Here is a 12,157-nt window from a genome sequence, read left to right as displayed (position 1 = left end):
ATACTTTTAAAATTGAGATGTAATCACTATGTAATATAATAACCGGACGTTTTCGGAACCGGTTGTATTTTTCTGTTATCCAATTCCAGTAAGGTATTTTCTATCATTTGCGCCATCGCATCCAGCGCCAGATCATTCGGCTGTATGCCAAAAGGGTCTTCCAGTTCATCTGCAATGGCTTCCAGTGCCACAAAGGTATAGGCTATAAAAACAATGATAAAAGGCGTTCCCCACCCCAGACTTTCTACAAATCCGAACGGAAGCAAAAAGCAATAAATATAAACGGTTCTGTGCAGCAGTACACTATACGTATACGGTATCGGCGTACTTGCAATCCGTTCGCAGCCGCCAACGATATCCGAAAGTTTGTTCAGGTTTTCTTCCATAGCCGTTTGGGTGATACTGTCAACTCTTCCGGCTGTTTTTGTCTTTTTGATCCACAATCCCAGTTCTTTCATGATCATAACCGGTTTGAAAGTTACACTTTCAAGCGGTTTTGCAACCGATTCCGGCAGCAGGCGGTGCATATCGGCATCTGGACTGCTCTGTCGTAACTGGTGTTTTAATGCATATACAAAAGCCGTCAGTAATTGTATAAATTCCGTACGTTCTTTGTTATAGTCATCCCCTTCAACCAAAGTGTGTGCCTGTCTGGCTAAAGATCTGGTATCGTTCAATAAGGCACCCCAAAGTTTTCTTCCTTCCCAGAAACGGTCATAACTGACACTATTCCGAAATCCGAGGAAAATAGCCAGTGCTATCCCGAATAACGTAAAAATAGCCGGATTAAAATGAAGCTGGTACCGCAATAAAAACTCTCTGAAATAAACAACCAGTACTGCAAAAGCAAATAATAATATCAAACGGGGTAACAGTTGCGGTAATACCGATCCTTTCCATTCGAAAAGCATTCGAAACCAGTTTGTTTTTTTCTTTGTAATCATCGGGTAGTAAAATATACTATAAATGTAAGAAAATTTAAGTTTTTATAATCGCTGTGGTAAGGCTAATTACAAGATAGTTTTTGCATTTTCTTTTCAAAAACATGTAACTACAGATTTCTTTTTAGAGGCTGTTTAAATTTTGTTCAATAATAATTTTATAGCAGATGGTTTGACCCTATTTTTGAAAGACTCATATTATTCAAATATTTTGGGTTCATAAAAAAAAAGACTTTCTCCTTTCTCGTTAAACGCTGTATTTTCAGCTTCCACTCTAAAAATAGTGAACGAACTATTGTCTTTTATTTGTTTTGGCTTATCAACCTGAACAATATATGCTGTTATTGGATAATTATTTTCTCCCGTGTATTCTTTAATTGATTGTATGGAATTGGTTTTTAACAGTTCATTACCTGCATATACTTTTATTCTAAGATTTTCTGGTTTGATTGAAACATCTACATGCTTTTCAGATTTACTTTTATCTGTGAACTCAGAGAATGCTAATACCTTTTTTAAACTCATTGGTCTAAAATAGATAAAAAAACCTGAGGTTCCACCAAAAGTTTCATAGACTGTGGTTCCGTAAACTTCTAATTTGTCATAATGAGGATTAATAATTAAATCTTCTTTAGCAACGACATTCCAAGCCCAAAACTCTAATCTCATTTTATCTTTAGAAACTTCATTTGCTCTTGGGTATTCTTTTGGTCGCATTACAAACATTGACTTATAATTTCCTTTTCTTACATTCTCTAATTTATAGTTCCCTTCTTTGTCTGTATATGTTTCATATATAGATTCAAAACGTGCATTATTTAATCTTACGACACTACTATCAATAGGATTTCCATTAAAATCGGTTACTTTCCCAGATATTGTTATTGTGTTTCTTTGCGTTGTGCCTTGAGCCTTAACAATAATAAATCCACTGAAAAAAAATGATATGAATAGTATTAATATTTTCTCTGTATCCATTTTAAATTATTTTTTGTTTTATACTTACCGCTAACATTTAAATATACGAAAGCTTTTAGCTTCTAAAAAATGATAAAAATCAATATTTAATGTGCTTATAATTATTTGTAAGTACTTACAAATAGTATTTCAATTGAATTCACTTTATTTAAAATGCGAAGGAGGTTAGTCTCGTAGAAAATTAAAGCCTTCTACCATTATCAAACCAAGCAAAAGTTCTTTCTATTACCCAGCACTTACTTATGGTGTTTATTATCAATAAAATCGGATAACACCGAACGGAATAATTCAGATTGCTTTTTAGGATTTTTTCCCAGCATAATTTGCAAGGTTTTAGACCTTTGAGATACAAAAAATATGCAAGTAAAAAAAGTATATTGATATTAATATATTGACCGGCAAATAAATAATACATTCTTTAAGGAAGAACTATATCTCTTTTTTATTTCCCAGTAGTGCTATCAATTCGCTGTTAAAATCATTGGCTTCTCCGCCAAGCAAGCCAAAAAATTGTTTATCAAATTCTTCAACTGCAACTATCGCCTGTTTTATATTCTTTAGTCCCGCTGCTGTTAATTCAACCGTTTTGGCTCTGGTATCAGTCTGGTGTTCTTTTCGCCTGATAAATCCTTTGGTCTGCAAAGTCCTTAAAACTGTAGAAGTGGTCATAGGATCTATTTTGGTATGATTGGAAAGTAAAATCTGTGTAACATCCTGTTTTTGCAATGCAAGCCAATGCGTACTTGCCAGTAATACAAACTGTGCATGTGTAAGCTCGTATTTTTCCAATGCCTTTTTTATTTCCCGCTGCCACAAGTTGGTGACCTGCCATAGTAAAAAGCCTGTGCTGTCTTCGGATCGCTCGACGCTAAATGTATTATCTTTATTTTTCATTTGTAATCATTTTCGAGGCGATTAAATTATAATCTTTTTTATTGATTTCAAAAAAACCGTAACGAAAAGGATAACCCCACATCTTTTTATTCTCAATAAAATCAAGTTCAGCAATTAACGGAATAATTGAACATTCTTCACACGCATAGAATCTTATATTTCTTCTGAACGGAATAAAATTTTCGGACATTTGAAACGGATAAATTTCATCGTCAATCACTTCTCCTATTGCCGTAAACTTTTGATATTTCTCGTTTCCGTTTAATGCGATTTTAGAAGAATAAACCAGAATCAGATCGCCTTTACTCATTCGTTTCAATGGTGCTTTTTTACCGTGACACACCTGAATAAAATTCCCGTTTACACCACGCATAGCATGCTCTTTTGATATGGAAGCTACCCAAAATCGTGTCATAATTTCTTAGCATTTTTTATTTGGTTAGCAACGTCTTCAGCCAAATTATCGACAATGTCTTTTGCAACCAATTTCACCCATATAAAACTTAGCAACCCTTTTACAGTCATTGTTACAGATATTTTTAGTCCGTCTTTTGTTTCTTCATAAAAATGTTCACCATACATCTTTGCTAACGGAAATTTTGTTAGATCTGTGAATTTTTTGTAGGGCTCAATTTCAATGAGTTTGATTTTTACTTTCGGTCCGCCTTTAGGCTTTAGCATAAAGAAGCTGCCCACATTGAAATCGCCTAAAAGTTTCGAATCTTCCACTGTGCTATCCCAGTTTTTCCAATTGTCAATATCGGTTGTTAGTTTCCAGATTTGCTCTTTTGTCACCTCTTTTGTAATTACTGAATACGTTTTTTGCCACATAATAATATATATTTTAGAAGTACAAATATAATAAGTACACATATAATATGCAACGATTATTTTATTTTAAAAAAAACATATCCTATTTTGAATATCAAAAGTTAAATTGAAGAAGAAAAACAGAAAGAGAAACATTGCTACTAAGAATCTTTTTATTCAATATTTTTCGATGCACCTTAAGTAATTACACACTAATTTTTATCTAAAACTAAAACAGCAGGCTCTTTGAATAGCCTGCTGTTTTTATTTTATAGTTTATTTTCTATTTCATTCTACCGTTTGCATTACCGCTAATAAACATTTTATTTCTTTCCCTGGAAATAATCTTTATAAAGCGTTCGTAATGTTTCAGGACGTCGGATAGCAACTCATTTTTTGTAAAAAGTATTACATCATAGTCTTCACCGGCATCACTAAAATAAAATCCTGAAAATATGCCTGATTATCATCTGTATCCGAAAGATCATCTTATTACATACCCCATCGGAAACTACCTCATTATTGAGTTAAAGACCGTTACTATTCAATTGATAACTGTCACAATCCATTTTTATTCTCTTGCTTTTTTCTTAAAAGCCCGAAAATTAAAACAACAGAGTAGGCAAACATTAACCAGGAAGCAAATGTTTTACTATAGATTTCAGGCATATTGGGGAATAATTTTTCAAAAAACTGTATGCATAGTGTATCCAGTATCATACCGGGTAAAACCATAATGGCTGCCGCTTTTACACTTTCAGGGTTACCTAACTTAAATTTATTAAAAACCGTAGTTGCCATAAAGCCTAACGCCGGTATCAGCATGATATACAAAACGGCCATTACAAATACATTGTCGACAATAAAAAAATAATGCCCTGCAACCCTGAACAATACAGTGGCGGATAGCCATACTAAAAAGCCAACAATAAAACTAATCAACTGATAATTCTCTTTATATGTTTTCATTACTAATTAATAAATATTTTATTATATTTTAAACATAAGCCGGTTCCTGCATTGTAGCAGGAATCGTTCTATTTTTGAGTATAAATATAAGAATTTTCAATCATAAAACAGTCATTCCAGGTACTGAAATCGGCGATTTAGTGGCATCTGCGTTAAAAAGGCAGCAAATATTGATCAGGGGTATTATAAAAACGGAGTCATGGAAGAAAAAGGGCAATACTACGTTGGATGTTTCCGGATTTTTTTTGCTTTTTGACGGAACTCAACATCAAACCTCAAAAACAAATGCTGCGATAGCGCTTATTTATCAGAATAAAAAAAAGGACAAACCAGCAATGATTTGTCCTTTTTGTGATCGCGACAGGATTCGAACCTGTGACCGCCTGCTTAGAAGGCAGGTGCTCTATCCAGCTGAGCTACGCGACCATTTTCCGGTATTTTCAGCAAATTGGGAACTGAAAATCTTGTCGGGGTGGCAGGATTCGAACCTGCGACCTCCTGGTCCCAAACCAGGCGCGATGACCGGGCTACGCTACACCCCGAAAAAAAGCGGAGAGACAGGGACTCGAACCCTGGCGACGGTTGCCCGTCGACAGATTAGCAATCTGCTCCGTTACCACTCCGGCACCTCTCCTGCTTACTAAGGAAGTTAATCCTTTTTTGCGGTTGCAAATGTAGGATAACATTCTATTCTTTGCAACTATTATGATAGAAATTCTTGCATTTTTAAAAAATCTTCCGATTCTGTAAAACAAAAAAGGACAAACCGAAATGATTTGTCCTTTTCGTGATCGCGACAGGATTCGAACCTGTGACCGCCTGCTTAGAAGGCAGGTGCTCTATCCAGCTGAGCTACGCGACCATTTTCCGGTATTTTCAGCAAATTGGGAACTGAAAATCTTGTCGGGGTGGCAGGATTCGAACCTGCGACCTCCTGGTCCCAAACCAGGCGCGATGACCGGGCTACGCTACACCCCGAAAAAAGCGGAGAGACAGGGACTCGAACCCTGGCGACGGTTGCCCGTCGACAGATTAGCAATCTGCTCCGTTACCACTCCGGCACCTCTCCTGCTTACTGAGGAATTAATCCCTTTTTGCGGTTGCAAATGTAGGATAACAATCTATTTCCTGCAACTATTTCACATTCTTTTTTCATTTTTTTTTCGCTTTTTTCTTAAAGTATTTCACGCTCAATAACATAGAATTTACAAAAACTTTATTATTTCATCATAAAAATCCCCACTTCCCTATTATTTGCATTGAAAAGCCTGTTTACCGGAGTTCCCATTATAATAATATCAATTTATTATTCCCTTACCCTAAGAAAATACCTGCTCAATAAAAATATCTTCATAAAAATGGTTAAATTCGCAACTTCAAGTATAATAACAAACCAACAACGAATAATCATGAGTAAAAAAGTAGTAATCGTTTCGGCAGTTAGAACCCCTATAGGAAGCTTTATGGGTGCACTATCTACTGTAACGGCTCCGCAATTAGGAGCTACTGCGATTAAAGGCGCATTAAATAAAATAAATTTAGATCCAAACTTAGTAGACGAAGTTTTAATGGGTAATGTAGTACAGGCAGGTGTTGGACAGGCTCCGGCTCGCCAGGCGGCTATATTTGCAGGATTACCCAATACGGTAGCGTGTACCACTATTAACAAGGTGTGTGCTTCCGGTATGAAAGCAATCATGCAGGGTGCTCAGGCAATTATGGCTGGTGATGCTGAAATTGTGGTAGCAGGTGGTATGGAAAACATGAGTTTAATTCCTCATTATGTACATTTAAGAAACGGATACAAATTTGGTCCGGCTTCTATGTTAGACGGAATGCAGAAAGACGGTTTAACAGATGCTTATGACAATAATGCTATGGGTGTTTGTGCAGACTTGTGTGCGACTGAATATAAAATTACAAGAGAAGAGCAGGATGCTTTCGCTATCCAGTCTTACGAGCGTTCTGCGAAAGCATGGAACGAAAATAAATTTGACAACGAAATTGTACCGGTTGCTGTTCCGCAAAGAAAAGGTGACCCGATTATCGTTTCAAAAGATGAGGAATACACTAATGTTAAGTTAGATAAAATTCCTTCTTTAAACCCGGTATTTACAAAAGACGGAACCGTTACCGCTGCTAATGCTTCTACTATCAATGATGGTGCTGCTGCAGTAGTGTTAATGAGCGAAGACAAAGCAAATGCTTTAGGTTTAAAACCGCTTGCTTACATTAAAGGATATGCTGATGCTGCACAGGAGCCAAAATGGTTCACTACAACACCGGCAAAAGCACTTCCAAAAGCTTTAGATAAAGCCGGTATTGCTATTTCCGATGTAGATTTCTTCGAATTCAACGAAGCTTTCTCTGTGGTAGGATTGGCAAACGCTAAAATATTAGGATTAGATAACGATAAAGTTAACGTAAATGGTGGTGCCGTTTCTTTAGGACACCCTCTGGGATGTTCCGGAGCCCGAATTATCGTAACTTTAATCAATGTTCTGGAGCAAAACAATGCAAAAACCGGAGCGGCTGCTATCTGTAATGGTGGTGGTGGTGCTTCTGCTATCGTTATCGAAAGAGCTTAATCAATACAACTAAAATGATGAATTTTAAATCCGTGGTAAAACATGTTACCGATTTAGAATTCATCATTTAACTTTAAAATAATTCTGAATGTTTGCAATTTGTAATCTTGCTATCGTCCCATTACGTGCCGAATCAAATGACAGAAGCGAATTAGTTTCGCAGGTGTTGTTTGGTGAGCATTTTAAAATTTTAGAACAAACGCCAAACTGGTCTAAAATTAAACTGGCTTTTGACGGTTATGAAGGTTGGATTGACAATAAACAATTTCAGTCAATTTCTGAAGACAATTACAATGCTATTTCCAGTTCGGCAGCGATTTTAAATGCCGATCTGATTGAATACATTACCACTCCGAATAATTTTTTAATTCCGATTCCTTTAGGGTGTTCCTTAACTTTTTTGGACATTCCGGAAATCAACACGCCTCAATTTGCTTTTGAAGGCGTAAAAGTCTGCGGTATCAAACCCAAAACCGAATTGATCAAAACGGCATTTATGTATTTGAATGCGCCTTATTTATGGGGCGGAAAAACGCCTTTTGGTATTGATTGTTCCGGTTTTACCCAGATGGTTTACAAATTAAACGGCTATTCCATTTTGAGAGACGCTTCACAACAGGCAGGACAAGGAGAAGCACTTAGCTTTATAGAAGAAAGTGAACCCGGAGATCTGGCCTTTTTTGATAATGAAGAAGGGAAAATCGTTCACGTGGGTATGATCATGGAAGATAATTATATTATCCATGCCCATGGCAAAGTACGCATTGACCGCCTGGATCATCTTGGAATTTATAATATCGACACCGGACGGCACACACACAAACTCCGTGTCATTAAAAAGATAGTATAAAAAAACCGAAACTCACGTTTCGGTTTTTTTATATAAAGCTCTCAATTATTTCTGAGCTTTTAAAGCTTTGTATTTTACATCCATATCCAAAACCTGGTATGCATTTAGCAAAATTGCTTTAATATTCGGTTCTTTCGGATCAATTTGCAATGCTTTTTCAAAATATGGCAAAGCATCACTGTACATTTTATTTCTTTTCGTTTTTAACTCTTCAAATCTTTTATTGTCTTTTGGAGTAGTTCCCAACGAATTCATTTCTTTTACCATTTTATCCTCACCCTGTAGCATCAAAGCTCCTAAATTATTATAGGCATTGAAATAATTCGGATTCACTTCAATAGCCTTTTTGTAATATTTTTTAGCTTCTTCAATATCACCGGATGTTGTACTGATCACTCCTAAGTTGAACAATAAATCTGCATCGTTAGGATCTTTTGCCAATACTTCCGTGATTACTCTTTTGTAACCTACATAATCTTTAGCATCCAAGTAGATATTCGCTTCTGCTAAAAGCAAGCTTGTATCACCCGGATTAGCCTGTTTCGCATCGTTAATTGCTGCTTTCGCTTCTTCTACTTTCCCCTGGTGTACTAAAATTGAAGCAATGTTTTTATAGATTTCGCCTCTTTTAGAAGGAACTTTTTCATCACGTGGTTTTTCGTGAAGCCCTAATTTTATCGATTGTTTTCTGTCGGCATCCGTAGCAAATGTTTCTTCTGCCCCGCTTGCTTTATTAACAGCGTAATAATTTGTTCCTTCTCCGGAATAGTTGATCTTTTTTAATTCGTATAAATACTTCAACGCACCGTCAAAATCCTGTGCCTGCATTGCTAAAATAGAAGCGTTATATAAATTTGACGCATCGCTTGGATCCAGATTATAGATCGCTTCAAAGATCTGAGCCGCTTCTTTAAATTTTGAAGCCTGGTTTAAAACAATTCCATAATTAACAATCATTGGCTTAACCGACATAATTGTTTCATTCACATCGTCCGTATACACCTTTTTACCGGTTTTTTTCTCGTATTCCAAAACGCCGTTTAATCCTTTTGCCAATTCATTAATCTTAGCCGGAGTTAAATTTTTTGCCATTAACTGTAAATCGCCTGGGTTACTTCCGTTAACACCGTCAAGCTCCAATAAAGGAGCCATTGCTTTATAGAAATTCGTATATACCTGATCCGGTTCTGCCAGACCAGACATACCGCTTACTTTGTTTACAGCAGATTTATATTCTGAAATATCAGCAACAGACAGTTTTTCTTTAGCATATAATTTTTTAAGCGTCTTCAGTTCATCCTTCTGTGCAAAGGAAGCTGCCGAAAGCATCATGGACGATGCCAATAATACATATTTAATTTTCATATAATAGTTTTTAGTAGTTATTCCTGGGTATCGTTGGCTTCAATAGCAGCATCATTGTTGTCTTCCAAACCTTCTGCTCCTTCGATATCAATTCCTTCGTTTTCCTCACGCATTACTTTGGTTACCGCTGCAATAGAGTCGTTTCCTTTAATATTAATCAAACGTACTCCTTGTGTGGCACGTCCCATAACTCTTAAATCGGAAACTTCCATACGGATCGTTAATCCGGATTTGTTAATGATCATCAGGTCATCGGCATCCGTAACGCTGTTAATCGATACCAGTTTTCCGGTTTTATCGGTAATGTTCAGCGTTTTCACACCTTTACCACCACGATTCGTGATTCGGTAATCTTCCAAAGAAGAACGTTTACCGTATCCGTTTTCTGAAACAACCAGGATCTCGCTTTCCATATCGTTAACCGAAACCATTCCGATTACTTCATCTTTTTCATCTGCCAAAGTAATTCCTCTAACCCCGGAAGCACTTCTTCCCATCGGACGTGTTTTTCCTTCTTCAAAACGAACTAATTTACCGGATTTAACAGCAATTAAGATCTGGCTTTCACCATTTGTTAATTTTGCTTCCAGTAACTCATCGTCTTCTTTAATTGTAATTGCGTTGATACCGTTTTGACGCGGACGGGAATATTGCTCTAACGGCGTTTTCTTCACCTGTCCTTGTTTGGTCGCCATAATTACATAATGACTGTTGATGTATTCTTCATCTTTTAAATCCTGAGTACAGATAAAAGCTTTTACTTTATCGTCGTTCTCAATATTCACCAGATTCTGAATCGCTCTACCTTTACTGGTTTTGCTTCCTTCCGGAATTTCATAAACACGCATCCAGAAACATTTTCCTTTTTGGGTAAAGAACAACATATACTGGTGATTCGTAGCTACAAACAAATGCTCCAGGAAGTCCTGATCTCTGGTAGCCACTCCTTTTTGTCCTACTCCGCCTCTGTTTTGCGTTTTATATTCGGAAAGCGGTGTACGTTTAATATAACCGGCATGAGAAATGGTAATAACCACATTCTCATCGGCAATTAAATCTTCGATGCTCACATCACCTCCGGCATATTCAATTACAGAACGACGGGCATCGCCGTATTTATCTCTGATTTCTGTTAATTCATCCTTAATAACACCCATTCTCATTTCTTTGCTTGCTAATAATTCTCTCAAATAAGCAATCAATTTCATGATTTCATCATACTCCGCTCTTAGTTTATCCTGCTCCAGTCCGGTTAGCTGACGCAAACGCATTTCAACAATGGCACGGGACTGAATGTCTGATAAATTAAAGCGCTCTACTAATTTTTCTTTTGCTTCGTCCGCATTTTTAGAGGCACGGATCAGCGCAATTACTTCATCAATATTATCCGATGCAATAATTAAACCTTCCAGGATATGGGCACGCTCTTCTGCTTTGCGCAAATCGAACTCTGCTCTACGCGTTACCACTTCATGTCGGTGTTCCACAAAATAGTGGATCAGCTCTTTTAAATTCAACAATTGCGGACGTCCTTTAACCAATGCAATATTATTAACACTGAAAGAAGACTGCAATTGCGTGTACTTATATAAGGTATTCAGTACAATATTCGGAACTGCTTCACGCTTTAACACATATACGATTCGCATACCGTTTCTATCCGATTCGTCACGGATAGTCGAAATACCTTCAATTTTTTTCTCATTTACCAGATCAGCAGTTTTTTTGATCATTTCTGCTTTATTAACCTGATACGGAATTTCGGTAACAATGATCGATTCCCGTCCGTCCACTTCTTCAAAATTAGCTTTGGCACGCATTACAACACGTCCTCTACCCGTTTTAAAGGCTTCACGAACACCTTCATAACCATAAATAACACCGCCTGTAGGGAAATCCGGTGCTTTGATATGATGCATTAACTCATCAATCTCGATATCATTATTTTCAATGTAAGCCAGCGTACCGTCAATTACCTCTGTAAGGTTGTGCGGCGCCATATTGGTTGCCATACCTACCGCAATACCCGAAGCACCGTTAATTAACAGATTCGGTATTTTTGTCGGCATTACTTTAGGTTCTTCTAAAGTATCATCAAAGTTTAATTGAAAATCAACTGTTTCTTTATCTATATCGGCAAGAATCTCTTCCGAAAGTTTTTTCATTCTGGCTTCCGTATAACGCATTGCCGCCGGGCTGTCACCGTCAATCGAACCGAAGTTACCCTGACCGTCAACTAAAAGATAACGTAAACTCCACTCTTGAGCCATACGAACCATCGCATCATAAACGGAGCTATCGCCATGCGGGTGATATTTACCCAATACCTCACCGACAATTCTTGCAGATTTTTTATGCGCTCTATTCGATAATACTCCTAATTCATACATTCCGAATAATACTCTTCGGTGAACCGGTTTCAAGCCATCTCTAACATCAGGAAGCGCTCTTGATACAATTACTGACATCGAATAATCGATGTAAGCTGATTTCATTTCGTCCTCAATGTTAATAGGAATTAACTTTTCTCCTTCAGACATAAGTAGTTATATTAAAAAATTATATTTAATTCAAAACGTGCCAATATACGTATTTTTACAGTAATGTTTTACTTTTTCGCACATAAATTTCAGCAATTTATCAACAGTAAAAACCCGTAGAATGCTTAAAAATTCACACTTTTTAACTTTTATATGTCGTTTTTTTTTTGTCAATTAGCCTTACAGCTATTCTCTGAAATGTAAGGTATAGTTTTTGCTTTT

10 protein-coding genes and 6 tRNA genes are annotated in these 12,157 nt (G+C 36.8%); 2 read left to right on the top strand and 14 right to left on the bottom strand.

Annotated features, from left to right (window positions below):
• Positions 1–26: 26 nt before the first annotated feature.
• The 12 genes from HW120_RS11935 to HW120_RS11880 all read right to left on the bottom strand — a co-directional run bounded on the left by HW120_RS11935 (position 27) and on the right by HW120_RS11880 (position 5,661).
• Positions 27–944, bottom strand: a complete 918-nt coding sequence (locus HW120_RS11935; RefSeq protein ID WP_177734327.1) for a bestrophin family protein — start codon at positions 942–944, stop codon at positions 27–29.
• A gap of 195 nt (positions 945–1,139) precedes the next feature.
• Positions 1,140–1,919 (bottom strand): carboxypeptidase-like regulatory domain-containing protein, encoded by a 780-nt coding sequence (locus HW120_RS11930; protein WP_177734326.1) that lies wholly within the window; start codon positions 1,917–1,919, stop codon positions 1,140–1,142.
• A 429-nt stretch (positions 1,920–2,348) separates the two neighbouring features.
• Positions 2,349–2,813: a MarR family winged helix-turn-helix transcriptional regulator gene (locus tag HW120_RS11925; protein WP_177734325.1), complete on the bottom strand. Its 465-nt coding sequence runs from the start codon at positions 2,811–2,813 to the stop codon at positions 2,349–2,351.
• Positions 2,803–3,228: an EVE domain-containing protein gene (locus HW120_RS11920; RefSeq protein ID WP_177734324.1), complete on the bottom strand. Its 426-nt coding sequence runs from the start codon at positions 3,226–3,228 to the stop codon at positions 2,803–2,805. The genes HW120_RS11925 and HW120_RS11920 overlap by 11 nt, the downstream gene beginning before the upstream one ends.
• A complete protein-coding gene (locus HW120_RS11915) occupies positions 3,225–3,644 on the bottom strand; it encodes an SRPBCC family protein (RefSeq protein WP_177734323.1) in 420 nt (139 codons plus the stop codon). The genes HW120_RS11920 and HW120_RS11915 overlap by 4 nt, the downstream gene beginning before the upstream one ends.
• A 537-nt stretch (positions 3,645–4,181) precedes the next feature.
• Positions 4,182–4,592 carry a DUF5367 family protein gene (locus HW120_RS11910; protein WP_177734322.1) on the bottom strand — a complete coding sequence of 137 codons (411 nt, stop codon included), beginning with the start codon at positions 4,590–4,592 and terminating at the stop codon, positions 4,182–4,184.
• Between the two features lie 352 nt (positions 4,593–4,944).
• Positions 4,945–5,018, bottom strand: a tRNA-Arg gene (locus HW120_RS11905).
• A 41-nt stretch (positions 5,019–5,059) separates the two neighbouring features.
• A tRNA-Pro gene (locus HW120_RS11900) sits at positions 5,060–5,134 on the bottom strand.
• An 8-nt stretch (positions 5,135–5,142) separates the two neighbouring features.
• A tRNA-Ser gene (locus HW120_RS11895) sits at positions 5,143–5,226 on the bottom strand.
• Between the two features lie 154 nt (positions 5,227–5,380).
• A tRNA-Arg gene (locus HW120_RS11890) sits at positions 5,381–5,454 on the bottom strand.
• Positions 5,455–5,495: 41 nt separating this feature from the next.
• Positions 5,496–5,570 (bottom strand) — tRNA-Pro (locus HW120_RS11885).
• A gap of 7 nt (positions 5,571–5,577) precedes the next feature.
• Positions 5,578–5,661: transfer RNA gene (locus HW120_RS11880), tRNA-Ser, on the bottom strand.
• Between the two features lie 340 nt (positions 5,662–6,001).
• On the opposite strand from HW120_RS11880, the gene HW120_RS11875 reads away from it, so the two are divergent.
• Entirely contained in the window at positions 6,002–7,180 is a 1,179-nt protein-coding gene (locus HW120_RS11875; RefSeq protein ID WP_177734321.1) for an acetyl-CoA C-acyltransferase, read from the top strand.
• An 88-nt stretch (positions 7,181–7,268) separates the two neighbouring features.
• Positions 7,269–8,030 (top strand): C40 family peptidase, encoded by a 762-nt coding sequence (locus HW120_RS11870; RefSeq protein WP_177734320.1) that lies wholly within the window; start codon positions 7,269–7,271, stop codon positions 8,028–8,030.
• Positions 8,031–8,075: 45 nt separating this feature from the next.
• Here the strand turns inward: HW120_RS11870 and HW120_RS11865 are convergent, their stop codons facing one another.
• Both HW120_RS11865 and gyrA read right to left on the bottom strand, forming a co-directional pair.
• Entirely contained in the window at positions 8,076–9,395 is a 1,320-nt protein-coding gene (locus HW120_RS11865; protein ID WP_177734319.1) for a tetratricopeptide repeat protein, read from the bottom strand.
• Positions 9,396–9,412: 17 nt separating this feature from the next.
• Positions 9,413–11,935, bottom strand: coding sequence for a DNA gyrase subunit A (gene gyrA / locus HW120_RS11860; protein WP_177734318.1), 2,523 nt, complete (start codon positions 11,933–11,935; stop codon positions 9,413–9,415).
• Positions 11,936–12,157 lie beyond the last annotated feature (222 nt).

The organism is Flavobacterium inviolabile, assembly GCF_013389455.1.
Taxonomy (GTDB): Bacteria; Bacteroidota; Bacteroidia; order Flavobacteriales; family Flavobacteriaceae; genus Flavobacterium; species Flavobacterium inviolabile.
Note: the sequence above shows the minus strand (reverse complement) of the source record. Positions and strands in the feature narration are given on the sequence as shown.